Genomic DNA, 16378 nt, shown 5'->3' on the forward strand with positions numbered 1-16378 from the left:
GAGCCGTACGGGTGTTCAGCCCGTGGTGAGCCGTACGGGTTCCGTGCCGGAGATGAGGGCCGACAGGGCCTGGTCGATGTCGGGCCCGAGGTACCAGTCGCCGGTGTGGTCGAGGGCGTAGACACGGCCCTCGGTGTCGATGGCGAGCAGGGACCGGCTCTCGGTCTCGGCGCCCAGCGGGCAGACCTCGGTGTCCAGGGCGCGGCCGAGGTCGCCGAGGGTGCGGGCCATATGGAGGCCGTGCAGCGGATCCAGGTCGAGGGCGGCGGGAGCGATCCGGCGGCCGGGCCCGGTGGGCGAGACGCGCAGGCCGCCGAATTCCGCCCAGGCCTCGACGGCGGCGGGGAACACGCAGTGGTGGTGGCCGGCGGGCGAGAGGTGCTCGCGCAGGGCGTCGGCCCACACCTCGGCCTGCTTTATGTCCCACCGCCCCGGCTGCCAGCCGGCGGCGCGCAGCGCGGCGTCGACGGGCGCGGCGAAGCGAGCTGGGGTTCCCCCCTGCCCATGGGGAGGAGCCGAGGGTTTGGGGAAGGAGGCGCGGTCGGCGTGCATCTGCCCTTCGTTCGTGGATCGTGCCGCGGCGGGTGGTGCCGGGCGGGTGGTGCGGTCGTGGGGGTTTCGCGTGGCCGCGGCCGGGGGGTCTCGTGGCCGGGCGGGTCAGCTCTTGCCGGCGGTGGGGTCGACGATGCGGACGCCGAAGTGGGCGCTGAGCGCGGTGCAGGCCCGGCAGGGGCCGGCGAAGCCGCCGTGCAGGGGGTCGCCGTCCTCGCGGATGCGCCGGGTGGTGAGTTTGGCGTGTTTCAGGCTCTTGCGGGCCTCGCCGTTGCTCATGGGTTTGCGGGAGGCACGTTTGCTCCGGGCGGCGTCGGCGGCGGTGATGTGCCGGGAGATCAGGATGGTCTCGGCGCAGCGGCCGGTGAAGCGGTCGCGCTGGGCGCTGGTGAGGGCGTCGAGGAAGTCCTGGACGAGGGGGTGCAGGGCAGGCGGCTCCTCGCCTCGGGCGGCGGTGCCCGTGAGGGTGGCGCCGCGCACGGAGAGGGCGGCGGCGACGGTCGGGAGAATGCCGTCGCGGCGGTGGCGGAGCGCGGGCGCGTGCGGTGTCTCGGCGCTGCTCCAGCCGACTCTGGGGTCGCCGGAGGCGCTCGTGTGCGGTCCCGTCTGCGTCGCGTTCATGATCGATTTTCCCTCCCGTGCATCCCCCGGAAACTCACAGAGTGCCAAATGGCGTGGCTGCTGCGGAAGCTGGGGCGGTGTGACACACCCCGTCCGGGGCAGTGCGTCACTGGAGGGTGACGGCTGGTCACGGCGGGGCCGGGCCGACGGGTGGCGGCCCGGTGACCGGTGACGTCGTACCGCATAGGCTGTCGGCACGCCGCGACGCGCGCGGTGGACGCGTTGGAGAGAAGTAGGGATACGGGCCTCGGCGGGGCGGAGCAGCGAGCCGGTCGCCGTGGGCCGTACAGAGTGCCGCAGGGGGCAACAGCCATGACGACAGGTCGGCTCGGGCTTGGGGTACCACCCGGCCGCCAGGCTGGGGGACAGGCCGTGCCGCCGAACGCGGCCTATGCCGGGCAGGTCGTGCACTTTCCGGATCCGGTCCGGGCCGCACGTCACCCGAGAGGGGTGCGGGTGGACGACCGCGGTTTCCCCGACTTCTCGCCGTACGCGCGGGCCGCGGTGGAGATCGCGGAGCCGCCGCAGGGGTTCGGGGTCGACGAACTGCGGCTGACGGACTACGTGTCCGCGAACGCGGCGATGGCGGCGTCGGGGCACGAGTTGTGGGACACGGTGCCGAACGTGGCGACCCCGCACGGCTGGACGTGGCACCACGTGGCCGGCTCCCGGCGCCTGGAACTGGTCCCGGTGGACGTGAAGGCGCTGCTGCGCCACCACGGCGGGATCGCGACCGCGAACGTCGACCAGGGCAAGCGGGGCACCCGCCCGCTGCAGGAGACGCGGCCGGCGCACTTCCGGCTGCCGAAGTCGGGTGCCGCGGTGTCCGAGCAGCAGGTGCAGGGGGTCGAGGAGGACCTCGGGTACCGACTGCCGGGCGCCTACCGCTCGTTCCTGAAGGCGGCGGGCGGCTGCGCGCCCGTCGGAACGGCCCTGGACGCGGAGTTGGGACTGCTGGTCGACCAGCCGTTCTTCACGGTCCGCGAAGAAGCCGCGGTCAACGACCTGGTGTACGTCAACAAGTGCCTGCGCGACCATCTGACCAAGGAATACCTGGCCGTCGGCTTCGTCCAGGGCGGACTGCTCGCGGTGAAGGTGAAGGGCGAGCGGGCCGGTTCGGTGTGGTTCTGCGCGTACGACGACGCACGGGACGTGGATCCGTCCTGGCCGCAGGCGGAGCGGGTGCAGCGGTTGCTGCTGCCGTGCGGTGAGGACTTCGACGCGTTCCTGTCCCGGCTGGCGGGTTCGCCGCCGGAGCTGGAGACGGTGGCGAACCTGATGGTGGACGGCGGTTTCGTCCGTGCCGTGGCCGTCTCGTCGGTGGGGGAGTGAGTCGAGCGATGGTGACGTTCGCGCAGGCGCAGGAGCGCGCCGAGGAGTGGATCAACGGGGATGTGCCCGCGTACCAGCACCGCGAGGTGCGGGTACGGGAGTTCGAGCTGGGCTTCGTGGTGTGGGCCGAGGACCGTGAGGGCGGTCCGCGCCTGGACGGGGGCGCGCAGCGACTGGTGATCGCCCGGGACAGCGGGGAGGCCACGCTGTGGCCCGCGCTGCCGGTGGGCGAGGTGGTCCGCCGGTACGAGGAGGAGTACGGCCGGGTCGAGCCGCCCGCCCACGCGGCCCCGGCGCCCCCGGCGCGGGTGGACCTGAATCAGACGTCCTTCCTGCTGAGCCCGCCGGAGTGGCTCCAGGAGGCGGCGGACCGGATGGGCATCCCGGACCGGCGCGGCGAATCGGGCACGGGGGGCGGCGCGGCCGCCGCCGCGTCGGCGCAGGCGGCCGGGAGTGGTCCGCTTCCTCAGACGCAGGCCGGGGTGCCGCTGGGCGCGTCCGCGGGCGCGGGTGCGCCGGGTGCGCCGGCCGGGGCGACCCCGTGGGCGGGTACGGACACCAACGCCGACACCGGGGACGACCGTTCCGTACCGCTGCCGGCGACCGTGTTCGCGCCGCCGCTGAGCGGTTCCGACGACGACACCCCGCCGCCCGCCGCCCCGCCGGACGCCAAGACGGCGCTGATGGCGGGCGGCAGCGCGCTCCCGCGCACGACGTTCGCACCGGCGGTCGACGAGCCCAACGGGCCGGTCCCGCCGGGTACTTCGCCCGCCCTGGGTGCGGGGTACGGGTATCCGCAGGCGCCGGGTGGGCCGGGTGGCCCCGCGGCTCCGGGTTCGCCGCCTCCGCCGCCGGTGCCGGGTGTGCCGCAGGGCAGCACGCCTCCGCCGCCGTACGGGCCGGTGGGTGGTGCCGGGTACGGGTATCCGCAGGCGCCGGGTGGGCCGGGTGGTCCCGCGGCTCCGGGTACGCCGCCTCCGCCGCCGGCCCCGGGTGCGCAGGCGCCGGGCGGTGCCGGTCACGGGCGGCCGCTCGCGTCCAACGCCGGTGACATCGCCGACGCCGCGACCAGCAAGGCGGCGCCTCCGCCACGCCGTGGGGGCGGTTCGACCACGCCTCCGCCGCCGGGTGCTCCGGGCACGCCGGGCGCGCGGCCGGGAGGTCCGTCCACACCTCCCCCTCCGGGCGCCGCGGGCGGTTACGTGCCGACCCAGATGGTGTCGTCGCTCGGCCCCGACGGGCCCGAGGGCCTCACCGGTCCGGGCACGCCCGGCGGTACGCCCCCGGGCGGCGTCCACCACGCCGCCACGATGCTCGCCGACCCCGGACTCAGCGGTGGGGGCACCCCGCCCCCACCGGCTCCGCCGGGTGCTCCGGGTGCGCCCAATCCGCCGGGTGCCTCCGGCGCGTCGCAGCCGCCGGCACCCCCTGGCGCCCCGGGTGCCCCCGGTGTGCCTCCGGGTGCCCCGGGCATGCCCGGCGCCCCCGGCGCTCCGGGAGTCGTGCACCACGCGGAGACGATGCTGGCCGCGCCCCCCTCGGGCGGTCCCCACACGCCTCCGCCGCCACCGGGCGCTCCCGGCGCCCCGGGCGGCCCTGGTGTGCCTGGTATGCCTCCGGGCACTCCGCCGCCCATGCCGCCGGGCGCGGTGCCGCCGCCGGGCGGGCCGCGCGTGCCCGGTCAGGTGATGCCTGGTCAGCCGCCTGTTCCTGGTCAGGTGATGCCCGGTCAGCCGCCCGTTCCGGGGCAGCATCCCCCGGCCTACGGCTACCCCCAGCAGGGGCAGCCGACCGTCGGGCCCGGCTACCAGGCCGTGTTGCGCTACCGCGCGCACGACGGTTCCGAGCAGCAGCTGATCCGGCGCTCCGCGCCCGGCACGCCGCACCCGGAGTGGCAGATCTTCCACGAACTGCGGGCCATGAACGTGCCGCCGGACCGGGTCCTGGAGCTGCACACGGAGCTGGAGTCCTGCGAGCTGCCGGGCGCGTACTGCGCGCGGATGATCCGTGAGCAGTGGCCGCAGGCCCGCATCGCGTCCATCGCCCCGTACGGCACCGACCACGCGAGCCGTCAGCAGGGCATGCAGCAACTGCTCGCTCATCAGGGTGAGTTGCACCAGGTGGCAGACGGTCCGGCCCGTCCCGGACCGGTCCGCGCGCCGCTTCCGCCGGTGCAGCCGGTGCCGCCGATTCCCCCGGAGGGGATCGCGCAGGAGCTCGCCGCGGCGTTCGGGCCGGGTGTCTTCCGGTTCGAGCAGGCGGCGGTCTCCCGGCAGGGCGTACCGCCGGTCGTGGCGCACACGCTGGTGGTGGCGGGTCTGCCCATGGACATGGGTCCGTTCTTCTGGGCACAGGCCCAGCCGGGCCGCCCGGTGCCGACGCTGGCGGAGCTGGCGGCCGAGCGCGGGGCGCAGCCGGCCTCGGACGCGGGTTCCTACCTCGTCATGGGCAGCGACTTCGGCAAGGCGATCTGCGTGCAGTACGGCACGGCGAACATCGTGGCGGTGCCCGTGGAGGCGGGGCCGGGCGGTGCGCCCGTGGCGCCGCAGTTCGTGAACACCGGCCTGCCGGAGTTCGCGCGCTGCCTGGCGCTGCTCGGCCGGATGTGGCGGCTGCGGTTCGGTCTGAACCAGGAGCAGGCGGGCCGCTGGACCGTCGACTTCCAGGCGCAGTTGGCCGCGCTCGACCCGGCGGCGCTCGGTTCGCCCGAGAGCTGGTGGTCGGTGCTGCTGGAGCAGATGTGGGACGGGCTGCTGTGAGCGTGTGAGCGTTCGGACCAAGGGGCCGGGCCCGGTCGTGTGACCGGGCCCGGCCCTTTTGTGTTCGAGGCCGGCTGCCGGTTGCGCCCGGAGTGTCGCGTTATGAACATTTCCGCCCAATCCCTCAAGATGTGCGCGAAATCACCGACGGTGGGAGAGGGGTCCAGGATGGGCAGCGAACCGATGTCGCTCCACGGCTTCGTGGTCGTACGGGGACGCGGCTACCGCACCGATCAGGTGAAGGCCTTCGCGGACGCCCTCTCCGACGACCGGGACGCCGCCTGGGAGCGGGCCGCGAGGCTGACCGTCCTGGCCAGGAACATGGAGGAGGAACTCGCGGCCCTGCGGGAGAGGGTCGCGCGACTCGGCGAGCAGACCTACGAGTCGCTGGGCGAGGGCGCCCGGCGGCTGTACGAGCTGGGACTCGAGGAGGCGCGGAGGGTCCGGGAGCGGGCGCGGCAGGAGGCGGACGAACTGCTGGAGACGGCGCGGACGCACGCGGACGGTGTGCTCCAGGACGCGCGGGCGCACGCCGACGCCGTACGCGCCGAGGCCGACGAACGGGCCCGGCAGCGGCTGCTCGCGGCCCGGGCGGAGGCCGACGACGTCCGGATCTCCGTGCGGCGCGAGGTGAAGGAGTCCCGCGGCGAGGCGCTGGCGGCGCTGCGGGAGATGCGGCAGCGCACGTCCGGGATGCTCGCCGAGCAGTCCCGTGAACAGGCGGACGCGCTGGTCGACGCGGAGCAGGAGGTGACGGAGCGTCAGGCAACGCTGGAGGCGGACCACATCGAGCGGGTGGCGGCCGCCGAGAGGGCGCTGTCCGAGGCGGAGCGGGCTCTCGCCGACGCGCGGGAGGAGGCCGGACGGGAACCGGAGGAGGCTCGCGCGCGGGCGGCGGAGCTGCTGGCCGGGGCGCGGCTGCGCGCGGACCGGATCGCCCACGAGACCGAGCTGGTTCTGCGGGAGCACGGCGAGGTGTGGGACGCCGTACGGGCCCAGATGGACACCGTGCGGGACAGCATCACGGCGCTGAGGGAAGGAGCGTGGGCCGAGTAGCGCCCCGCGGCCGGCCGCCTCAGTCCTTCAGTACCGGGAAGCGGCGCGGCGCCAGTACCAGCAGCACCGTGAACGCCAGCGCCGCCGCGCACCCCGCTCCCACGTACACCGCGTGCACCGCGTCGGCGATGGCCCGGCGTGTGGCCTCCGGCGCCGTGCCCGAACTCAGCGCCCGCGTCACCGACTCCAGGTCGCTCGCGCCACCGAGGCGGGTGGCCAGCACCCCGTTGGCGACCGCGCCGAAGACGGACGCGCCGAGCGTCTGACCGGTCTGGCGGCAGAAGAGGATGGAGGCGGTGGCGGTGCCCCGCTCCGACCACCCCACCGTCGACTGGACGCCCACGATGAGGGGGAGCTGGAACAGGCCGAGGGCCGCGCCCAGCACCAGCATCAGCGCGGCGGGCTGCCAGGCCGCGCCGGGGTAGGGCAGGAAGGGGAAGGCGAACAGGGTCAGCGCCGCCGCGCCGATGCCGAGCATGGCGGTGTTGCGGAAGCCGATCCGCCGGTAGACGTGCTGGCTGAGCGCGGCCGACACCGGCCAGCTCAGCGTCCAGACCGACAGGACGAAACCGGCGGCCACCGGCGCCAGGCCCAGCACCGACTGGGCGTACGTGGGCAGGAAGACCGTCGGGGCGACCATCAGCAGCCCCAGCGCGCCCAGGGCGAGATTCACCGCGGCGATCGTACGGCGGCGCCACACCCAGCCAGGGAGGATCGGCTCCGCCGCTCGCCGTTCGATCACCACCACCGCGGCGGCCAGCGCCAGCCCCGTACCGAACAGGGCGAGCGACGGCGCCGACAGCCACGGCCACGCCACCCCGCCCTGCACCACCGCGGTGAGCAGGACGCCCGCGCACGCGAACACCGCCAGCGCGCCCGCCCAGTCGACGCGCGGGCGCGACCGCGGCTCCCGCTCCGGCTCGCGCAGGTGGCGGACGATCAGCCACAGGGCGACGGCGCCGATCGGAAGGTTGACCAGGAAGATCCAGCGCCAGTCGGCGTAGGCGGCCAGGACGCCGCCCAGGGCCGGTCCGGCGATCGCCGACACCGCCCACACCGTGGAGAGCTTCGCCTGGATCTTCGGACGCTGCTCCAGCGGGTACAGGTCGGCGGCGAGTGTCTGGACCGTGCCCTGCAACGCCCCGCCGCCCAGGCCCTGGACGACGCGGAAGGCGATCAGCGCGCCCATGTTCCAGGCGCCGGCGCACAGCAGGGAGCCGACGAGGAAGACGACCGCGCCCGCGACGAGCACCGGTTTGCGGCCGAAGGTGTCGGACAGCTTGCCGTAGACGGGCAGAGTCACCGTCACGGCCAGCAGATAGCCAGAGAACAGCCACGAGAACACGGAGAAGCCGCCCAGGTCCCCGACGATCTGCGGCACGGCCGTCGACACGATCGTCGAGTCGAGGGCGGCCAGTGCCATGGCCAGCATGAGCGCGGCGACGACCGCGCCCCGCCGGTCGGTCGCGCCGGGTCGAGCGGCCTGCCGTGTCGCGGGTTCGGTGCTGCCCACCCCGGATCCTTTCCCCCTGCATCCATCTGGCTCGGACAGCTTCCCACTTGACCTTCACGTAGCGGGAGGGCGGAGGCTGAGGAGGCCGGGAGGCGGAGGCGACCCTGAGAACGTGTCCGCCCATGGGAGGAGGACCCCTAGGGGAAGCTCCGTACCCGGGGTCGGGGAGGGTTCGTACCGACGGAGGACGAGCGGGGACGGGGGCGGTCCTTAACCTGGCTTTACGCCGCGGGGGGCGGTACGCCGGAGCGGCGGGGGTGGGGTTTTCCCCCGGAGAAGACTGCGCTGAGCACCAGCGCGCCGGACAGCCCCCGTCGACCAGACTCGACGGCGTACCGCAGCGCACGACGTACACGCACCGACTCGATCCGTCGAACGCGGCTCACCACCGCGATTCACCAGCAGACGCCACTCGCCACCAGACGTGTTTCACCACCAGACCGACATAGGAGACTTGACGTGACAACGGCTGTGACCATTCCCAGGCACGGGGGTACTGGAGGGACTACGGCCGTCGCCGCGCGGGCGCGGCAGGTCGTGAAGGCGTACGGGGCCGGGGAGACCCGTGTCGTCGCCCTCGACCACGTCGACGTGGACATCGCCCGCGGCCGGTTCACCGCGATCATGGGCCCCTCCGGCTCCGGCAAGTCCACGCTGATGCACTGCCTCGCCGGCCTCGACACCGTGACGAGCGGCCAGATCTTCCTGGACGAGACCGAGATCACCGGGCTGAAGGACAAGAAGCTCACACAGCTGCGCCGGGACCGGATCGGCTTCATCTTCCAGGCGTTCAACCTGCTGCCCACGCTGAACGCGCTCGAGAACATCACCCTGCCCATGGACATCGCCGGCCGCAAGCCGGACCGGAAGTGGCTGGAGCAGGTGGTGGAGACCGTCGGTCTCGCGGGACGGCTCAAGCACCGGCCCAACCAGCTCTCCGGCGGCCAGCAGCAGCGCGTCGCCGTGGCCCGGGCCCTGGCCGCCCGGCCCGAGATCATCTTCGGTGACGAGCCGACCGGCAACCTGGACTCCCGCGCGGGCGCCGAGGTGCTGGGCTTCCTGCGCCGGTCGGTGGACGACCTCGGCCAGACGATCGTGATGGTCACGCACGACCCGGTGGCCGCCTCCTACGCCGACCGCGTGCTGTACCTCGCCGACGGCCGGATCGTCGACGAGATGAACCAGCCGACGGCCGATCAGGTCCTGGACCGCATGAAGGACTTCGACGCCCGGGGACGTACGTCATGACCGTCCTGAAGACCTCCCTGCGCAACTTCTTCGCGCACAAGGGACGCATGGCACTGTCGGCCGTCGCCGTGCTGCTGTCGGTGGCCTTCGTGTGCGGCACGCTCGTGTTCACCGACACCATGAACACCACGTTCGACAAGCTGTTCCAGGCGACCGCCTCGGACGTGACGGTGAGCGCCAAGACCTCGTCCGACACCGGTGAGACCACCTCCCGCACCGGCAAGCCGCCGGTCATGCCGGCCTCCGTGCTCGGCGAGGTGCGCCGGGCCCAGGGCGTGCGCGCCGCCGAGGGGACGGTGTTCTCCACCTCGGTGACCGTCGTCGACGCCGACAAGGACAAGCTGTCGCCCAGCAGCGGCGCGCCCACCATCGTCGGCAACTGGAACGACAACGACTCCCGCACCATGAAGATCACCTCCGGTGCGGCGCCCAAGGGCCCGGACCAGGTGATGGTCGACGCCGACACCGCCGACAAGCACCACCTGAAACTGGGCGACGAGATCGGTGTGATCACCGCGGTCGGCACCCACCGCGCGCACGTGTCCGGCATCGCCGCCTTCACCGTCACCAACCCCGGCGCGGCGATCTTCTACCTGGACACCAGGACCGCCCAGCAGACCCTGGTCGGCCGGGCCGACGTGTACACGAACGTCAACGTGACGGCCGCCAAGGGCGTCACCGACGAGCAGCTGAAGAAGAACGTGGCCTCCGCGCTCGGCGCCGGCTACAAGGTGCAGACCGCCAAGGAGGTCGCCGACGCCAACCAGAAGGACATCGAGAGCTTCCTGAACGTGATGAAGTACGGGATGCTCGGCTTCGCCGGAATCGCCTTCCTGGTCGGCATCTTCCTGATCATCAACACCTTCTCGATGCTGGTCGCCCAGCGCACCCGCGAGATCGGCCTGATGCGCGCCATCGGCTCCTCCCGCCGTCAGGTCAACCGGTCCGTGCTGGTCGAGGCGCTGCTGCTGGGCGTGGTCGGTTCCGTGCTCGGTGTCGGGGCGGGCGTCGGCATCGCGGTCGGCCTGATGAAGCTCATGAGCCAGATGGGCATGCACCTGTCCACCGACGACCTCACGGTCGCCTGGACCACCCCCGTGATCGGCCTGGTCCTCGGCGTGGTCGTCACCGTCCTCGCCGCCTACCTGCCCGCCCGGCGGGCCGGCAAGGTCTCCCCGATGGCCGCCCTGCGTGACGCGGGGACCCCGGCCGACGGCAGGGCCGGGGCCGTACGGGCCCTCGTCGGCCTGGTCCTCACCGGCGTGGGCGCCGCGAGCCTGTTCGCCGCGGCCGACGCCGACAAGGCCACTCAGGGCTCGGCGTGGCTGGGTCTGGGCGTGGTGCTCACCCTGATCGGCCTCGTCGTCGTCGGCCCGCTGCTCGTGGGCGGCCTGGTCCGCGTGCTCAGCGTGGTCCTGCTGCGGATCTTCGGTCCGATCGGGCGGATGGCCGAGCGCAACGCGCTGCGCAACCCGCGCCGCACCGGCGCCACGGGTGCCGCGCTGATGATCGGCCTGGCCCTGGTGGCCTGCCTGTCGGTGGTCGGCTCCTCGATGGTCGCCTCCGCCACCGACCAGCTCGACAAGACCGTCGGCACGGACTTCATCATCCAGAGCGACAACGGCGAGGTCATCACCCCGCAGGCGGTGAAGGCCGTGAAGGACGCCCCGGGGCTGGAGCGGGTCACCGAGTACAAGCTCGTGGACGTCTCCCTGACCACGCCGGACGGCCGTACCTCCAAGAACGAGATGATCAACGCGGCCGATCCGACCTACGCCCAGGACCTGCGCACCAAGACGGTCGAGGGCACGCTCGCCGACGCCTACCGGCCCGACTCGATGTCCGTCCCCGAGGGCTTCGCCAAGAAGCACGGCGTCAAGCCCGGCTCCACGATCGAGGTCGGTTTCAAGGGCGGCACGACGGCCGAGCTCACGGTCCGCGCCGTCACCAGCGACGACGGCCTGATCGACAACGGCGCGTCGTACGTCTCGATCGCCACGGTCGCGAAGTACGTGCCCGCCGACCGGATGCCGCTCGACCTGCTGCTCTTCGCCACCGCCAAGGACGGGCAGGAGACCGCCGCGTACCAGGCGCTCAAGTCCGCGCTGCACGACTACCCGCAGTACACCGTGCGCGACCAGACCGACTACAAGGAGGAGCTGCAGAACCAGATCGGCCAGCTGCTCAACATGGTCTACGGCCTGCTCGCCCTGGCGATCATCGTCGCCGTCCTGGGTGTGGTGAACACCCTGGCGCTGTCGGTGGTCGAGCGGACGAGGGAGATCGGCCTGATGCGGGCGATCGGCCTCTCCCGCCGCCAGCTGCGCCGCATGATCCGCCTGGAGTCCGTGGTGATCGCCCTGTTCGGCGCGCTGCTGGGCCTGGGGCTGGGCATGGGCTGGGGCGCGACCGCCCAGAAGCTCCTCGCCCTGGAGGGCCTGAAGGTCCTGGAGATCCCCTGGGGCACGATCGCCGGAGTCTTCATCGGCTCGGCCTTCGTGGGCCTGTTCGCCGCCCTGATCCCGGCCTTCCGGGCGGGCCGGATGAACGTACTGAACGCGATCGCGACGGAGTAGCGAGCGCGACGCGACCCCCCCGTGGACGGGGGTCACGGTGGAGCCCGGTGCCGGGAAGTCAGGGGGACTTCCCGGCACCGGGCTTGTGCCGGAAGGGGCGGCGGGGGCGGGACCGGGGTTGTCCACAGCCCCCGCTGCCCGCCAGCCCGGCGGCGTACGCTGAAGGAATCCCCGGCCCGCCGCACGAGTCGGGATCTTCGCGTTGCCCACCCTCGGACGGATTCGGACGGAAAGCCCCCCATGAGCCTGCACGGTCTGCTCGACGCCGTCGTCAAGGACCCAGCCCTCGCGGAAGCGATCACCGCGGCGGCGGACGGCAACCGCATGCACGTCGACCTCGTCGGTCCCCCCGCCGCCCGCCCCTTCACCGTCGCCGCCCTGGCCCGTGAGGCCGCCCGTCCCGTGCTCGCGGTGACGGCGACCGGCCGCGAGGCCGAGGACCTGGTCGCGGCCCTGCGCTCGCTGCTGCCGGCGGAGGGCGTCGTGGAGTACCCCTCCTGGGAGACGCTGCCGCACGAGCGGCTCAGCCCGCGCAGCGACACCGTGGGCCGCCGCCTGGCCGTGCTGCGCCGCCTGGCCCACCCGAACCCCGGCGATCCGGAGACCGGCCCGGTCTCGGTCGTCGTCGCACCCGTGCGCTCGGTGCTCCAGCCGCAGGTCAAGGGCCTGGGGGACCTGGTGCCGGTGTCCCTGCGAACGGGGCAGACCGCGGACCTGAACGACGTGGTGGACGACCTCGCCGGCGCCGCGTACTCGCGCGTGGAACTGGTGGAGAAGCGTGGCGAGTTCGCCGTGCGCGGCGGCATCCTCGACGTCTTCCCGCCCACCGAGGAACACCCCCTGCGCATCGAGTTCTGGGGCGACGACGTCGAGGAGATCCGGTACTTCAAGGTCGCCGACCAGCGCTCCCTGGAGGTCGCCGAGCACGGACTGTGGGCCCCGCCCTGCCGTGAGCTGCTGCTCACCGAGGACGTACGCACGCGGGCGCGTGCACTCGCCGAGCGGCATCCGGAGCTCGGCGAGCTGCTCGGCAGGATCGCCGAGGGCATCGCGGTGGAGGGCATGGAGTCGCTGGCGCCGGTCCTCGTCGACGACATGGAGCTGCTGCTCGACGTGCTGCCCAAGGGCGCCATGACCGTGGTGTGCGACCCGGAGCGGGTGCGCACGCGCGCGGCGGACCTGGTGGCGACCTCCCACGAGTTCCTCCAGGCGTCCTGGGCGGCCTCGGCCGGCGGCGGCGAGGCGCCCATCGACCTCGGCGCGGCCTCCCTGTGGTCGATCGCGGACGTCCGGGACCGGGCGCGCGAGCTGGACATGATGTGGTGGTCGGTGTCGCCGTTCGCCGCGGACGAGACGGTGTACGACGGAGACGGGGACACGCTCAAGCTGGGCATGCACGCACCCGAGACGTACCGCGGGGACATCGCGAAGGCGCTCGCCGACACCAAGGGCTGGCTCGCGGACGGCTGGCGCGCGGTGTTCGTCACCGAGGGCCACGGCCCGGCCTCGCGTACCGTCGAGGTGCTGGGCGGGGAGGGCATCGCGGCCCGCCTCGACGTGGACCTCGGGCAGATTTCCCCGTCGGTCGTGCACGTGGCCTGCGGCGGCATCGACCACGGCTTCGTCGACGCCGCGCTGAAGCTGGCCGTCCTCACCGAGACCGACCTGACCGGCCAGAAGACGGCCGGCCGGGACGGCGCGCGGATGCCCGTGCGACGGCGCAAGACCGTCGACCCGCTGACCCTGGAGACGGGTGACTACATCGTCCACGAGCAGCACGGCGTGGGCCGCTACATCGAGATGGTGCAGCGCACGGTGCAGGGCGCGACCCGCGAGTACCTGGTGGTGGAGTACGCCCCGGCCAAGCGCGGCCAGCCCGGCGACCGGCTGTACATCCCCACCGACCAGCTGGAGCAGATCACCAAGTACGTCGGCGGCGAGGCACCCACGCTGCACCGGCTCGGCGGCGCCGACTGGACGAAGACCAAGGCGCGGGCGAAGAAGGCGGTCAAGGAGATCGCCGCCGACCTGATCAAGCTCTACAGCGCGCGGATGGCGGCGCCCGGGCACGCCTTCGGCTCGGACACGCCGTGGCAGCGCGAGCTGGAGGACGCCTTCCCGTACGCGGAGACCCCGGACCAGCTGACCACGATCGCCGAGGTCAAGGAGGACATGGAGAAGTCGGTCCCGATGGACCGCCTGATCTGCGGCGACGTCGGCTACGGCAAGACGGAGATCGCGGTCCGCGCCGCCTTCAAGGCGGTCCAGGACGGCAAGCAGGTCGCGGTCCTGGTCCCGACGACGCTGCTGGTGCAGCAGCACTTCGGCACGTTCTCCGAGCGGTACGCGCAGTTCCCGGTGAACGTCAGAGCGCTCTCCCGCTTCCAGACCGACACCGAGGCGAAGACGGTCGTGGAGGGCCTCGGGGACGGCGCGGTGGACATCGTCATCGGCACCCACCGCCTGTTCTCCTCGGAGACGAAGTTCAAGGACCTCGGCCTGGTCATCGTCGACGAGGAGCAGCGCTTCGGCGTCGAGCACAAGGAGCAGCTGAAGAAGCTCCGCGCGAACGTCGACGTCCTGACGATGTCGGCGACCCCGATCCCGCGCACGCTGGAGATGGCGGTGACCGGCATCAGGGAGATGTCGACGATCACCACGCCGCCCGAGGAGCGGCACCCGGTGCTGACGTTCGTCGGGCCGTACGAGGAGAGGCAGATCGGCGCGGCGATCCGCCGTGAACTGCTGCGCGAGGGCCAGGTCTTCTACATCCACAACCGGGTGGAGTCCATCGACCGCGCCGCGGCCCGGCTGCGGGAGATCGTCCCCGAGGCGCGCATCGCCACCGCCCACGGCCAGATGTCGGAGGCGGCCCTGGAGCAGGTCGTCGTCGACTTCTGGGAGAAGAAGTTCGACGTGCTGGTCTCCACGACGATCGTCGAGTCCGGCATCGACATCTCCAACGCCAACACCCTGATCGTGGAGCGCGGCGACAACTTCGGCCTGTCCCAGCTGCACCAGCTGCGCGGCCGGGTGGGCCGCGGCCGCGAGCGCGGCTACGCCTACTTCCTGTACCCGCCGGAGAAGCCGCTGACGGAGACGGCCCACGAGCGTCTGGCGACCATCGCGCAGCACACCGAGATGGGCGCCGGCATGTACGTGGCGATGAAGGACCTGGAGATCCGCGGCGCGGGAAACCTGCTGGGCGGCGAGCAGTCCGGGCACATCGCGGGCGTCGGCTTCGACCTGTACGTGCGGATGGTGGGCGAGGCGGTCGCGGACTACCGGCGGCAACTGGAGACGGGGGAGATCGAGGAGGAGCCACCGCTGGAGGTCAAGATCGAGCTGCCGGTCGACGCGCACGTCCCGCACGACTACGCGCCCGGCGAGCGGCTGCGCCTCCAGGCCTACCGGTCCATCGCCTCCGCGAACTCCGAGGAGGACATCAAGGCCGTCCGCGAGGAACTCACCGACCGCTACGGCAAGTTGCCCGAGCCGGTGGAGAACCTGCTGCTGGTGGCCGGGCTGCGCATGCTCGCCCGGGCCTGCGGTGTCGGCGAGATCGTCCTCCAGGGCAACAACATCCGCTTCGCCCCGGTGGATCTGCGCGAGTCGCAGGAGCTGCGCGTCAAGCGCCTCTACCCGGGCTCGGTGATCAAGCCGGCCGTCCACCAGGTCCTCGTACCCCGCCCCAAGACCGCGAAGGTCGGCGGCAAGCCGCTGGTCGGCCGTGAACTGCTGGGCTGGGTAGGGGAGTTCCTGGCGTCCATCCTGGGGTCGTAGCCCGCGCGTCTTCGGGGTCGCGGAGGGTGCGCGGTCCGCGCGTTCGCCCCCGTGACCCCAGTACCCCCCGTGTGGCCTGGGCGTATTCCCCGCTACGGTGGGCACCAGGTGAAGGACGCCCGAACCAGGGGCGGGACCAGGCAGGTTAGGGGAGGGGCGCAGCGTGACGCGTCTGAGGGGCGGGGCGGTTGCGGCTGCCGTCGTGGCACTGTTCGTGACCGGATGCACGGAGCAGCTGGACGGCGGCGCGAGCGGACCGGAGCCGGCGAAGACCGGCGGCGAGGCGCTCGCCGCCGCCGAGTCGCTGACCGTCAAGGGGCGGTCGCCGAAGACCGGTTACGTCCGGGAGAAGTTCGGCACCGCCTGGGCGGACACCGACTCCAACGGCTGCCCCACCCGCGACGACATCCTCAAACGGGACCTGAAGCAGGTGCGGTTCACCGACGGGGACTGCAAGGTGTCGTACGGCGTGCTGGAGCGGGACCCGTACTCCGACAAGGAGATCGTCTACCGGCGTGGGCGCAGCCAGGTCGACATCGACCATGTCGTCGCCCTCTCGGACGCCTGGCAGAAGGGCGCCGCGTACTGGGACGCGAGCAAGCGCATAGCGCTCGCCAACGACCCGCTCAACCTGATAGCCGTGGACGCGAGCGCCAACCGCTCCAAGGGCGACGGCGACGCGGCGACGTGGCTGCCGCCCGCCAAGGCCTACCGGTGCACGTACGTCGCCGCGCAGGTCGCGGTGAAGAAGAAGTACGAACTGTGGGTCACCGCGGCCGAGAAGACCGCGATGAAGAAGGTCCTGTCCACCTGCCCGGACCAGAAGCTGCCCTCCGGCGGCAACCCGACGAAGGCACCGGAGCGGTTCCGGGCCCGCTGAGAAGCGGTCGGCGTCGCCGCCACGCGCCGTGACGTGACGCCCTGTGGCCGGGGAGGCG

10 protein-coding genes are annotated in these 16378 nt (G+C 72.8%); 7 read left to right on the forward strand and 3 right to left on the reverse strand.

Annotation, left to right across the window (positions count from 1 at the left end; all coding sequences use genetic code 11):
* Positions 1-15 precede the first annotated feature (15 nt).
* Both ACFY3J_RS18875 and ACFY3J_RS18880 read right to left on the reverse strand, forming a co-directional pair.
* A complete protein-coding gene (locus ACFY3J_RS18875) occupies positions 16-552 on the reverse strand; it encodes an SUKH-3 domain-containing protein (RefSeq protein ID WP_384179027.1) in 537 nt (178 codons plus the stop codon).
* Between the two features lie 105 nt (positions 553-657).
* A complete protein-coding gene (locus ACFY3J_RS18880; protein ID WP_384179029.1) occupies positions 658-1173 on the reverse strand; it encodes a YwqJ-related putative deaminase in 516 nt (171 codons plus the stop codon).
* Between the two features lie 312 nt (positions 1174-1485).
* Between ACFY3J_RS18880 and ACFY3J_RS18885 the strand changes: the two genes are divergently transcribed.
* From ACFY3J_RS18885 to ACFY3J_RS18895, 3 genes are all read left to right on the forward strand, one after another.
* Positions 1486-2505, forward strand: coding sequence for an SMI1/KNR4 family protein (locus tag ACFY3J_RS18885; protein WP_384179031.1), 1020 nt, complete (start codon positions 1486-1488; stop codon positions 2503-2505).
* 8 nt (positions 2506-2513) lie between these two features.
* A complete protein-coding gene (locus ACFY3J_RS18890; RefSeq protein WP_390841297.1) occupies positions 2514-5264 on the forward strand; it encodes an SUKH-4 family immunity protein in 2751 nt (916 codons plus the stop codon).
* Positions 5265-5432: 168 nt separating this feature from the next.
* Positions 5433-6320: a cellulose-binding protein gene (locus ACFY3J_RS18895; protein ID WP_384179035.1), complete on the forward strand. Its 888-nt coding sequence runs from the start codon at positions 5433-5435 to the stop codon at positions 6318-6320.
* Between the two features lie 19 nt (positions 6321-6339).
* On the opposite strand, the gene ACFY3J_RS18900 is transcribed toward ACFY3J_RS18895, so the two are convergent.
* The gene (locus tag ACFY3J_RS18900) at positions 6340-7833 is read right to left on the reverse strand and encodes an MFS transporter (protein ID WP_384179037.1); all 1494 of its coding nucleotides are present in this window, start codon (positions 7831-7833) and stop codon (positions 6340-6342) included.
* A 459-nt stretch (positions 7834-8292) separates the two neighbouring features.
* On the opposite strand from ACFY3J_RS18900, the gene ACFY3J_RS18905 reads away from it, so the two are divergent.
* From ACFY3J_RS18905 to ACFY3J_RS18920, 4 genes are all read left to right on the forward strand, one after another.
* The gene (locus tag ACFY3J_RS18905) at positions 8293-9081 is read left to right on the forward strand and encodes an ABC transporter ATP-binding protein (RefSeq protein ID WP_225074806.1); all 789 of its coding nucleotides are present in this window, start codon (positions 8293-8295) and stop codon (positions 9079-9081) included.
* A complete protein-coding gene (locus tag ACFY3J_RS18910) occupies positions 9078-11657 on the forward strand; it encodes an ABC transporter permease (RefSeq protein WP_390841298.1) in 2580 nt (859 codons plus the stop codon). Before ACFY3J_RS18905 ends, ACFY3J_RS18910 begins: the two co-directional genes overlap by 4 nt.
* 240 nt (positions 11658-11897) lie before the next feature.
* Positions 11898-15440, forward strand: a complete 3543-nt coding sequence (gene mfd, locus ACFY3J_RS18915) for a transcription-repair coupling factor (RefSeq protein ID WP_390841299.1) — start codon at positions 11898-11900, stop codon at positions 15438-15440.
* A gap of 163 nt (positions 15441-15603) precedes the next feature.
* A complete protein-coding gene (locus ACFY3J_RS18920; protein ID WP_384179044.1) occupies positions 15604-16320 on the forward strand; it encodes an HNH endonuclease family protein in 717 nt (238 codons plus the stop codon).
* The last annotated feature ends 58 nt before the right edge of the window (positions 16321-16378 follow it).

This window comes from Streptomyces sp. NPDC001231 (assembly GCF_042896885.1).
GTDB lineage: Bacteria > Actinomycetota > Actinomycetes > Streptomycetales > Streptomycetaceae > Streptomyces.

Coding starts and splice junctions, on each gene's coding strand:
- ACFY3J_RS18875 (WP_384179027.1), bottom strand. CDS start 552: ATGCACGCCGACCGCGCCTCCTTCCCCAAACCCTCGGCTCCTCCCCAT.
- mfd (WP_390841299.1), top strand. CDS start 11,898: ATGAGCCTGCACGGTCTGCTCGACGCCGTCGTCAAGGACCCAGCCCTC.
- ACFY3J_RS18890 (WP_390841297.1), top strand. CDS start 2,514: ATGGTGACGTTCGCGCAGGCGCAGGAGCGCGCCGAGGAGTGGATCAAC.
- ACFY3J_RS18885 (WP_384179031.1), top strand. CDS start 1,486: ATGACGACAGGTCGGCTCGGGCTTGGGGTACCACCCGGCCGCCAGGCT.
- ACFY3J_RS18880 (WP_384179029.1), bottom strand. CDS start 1,173: ATGAACGCGACGCAGACGGGACCGCACACGAGCGCCTCCGGCGACCCC.
- ACFY3J_RS18895 (WP_384179035.1), top strand. CDS start 5,433: ATGGGCAGCGAACCGATGTCGCTCCACGGCTTCGTGGTCGTACGGGGA.
- ACFY3J_RS18910 (WP_390841298.1), top strand. CDS start 9,078: ATGACCGTCCTGAAGACCTCCCTGCGCAACTTCTTCGCGCACAAGGGA.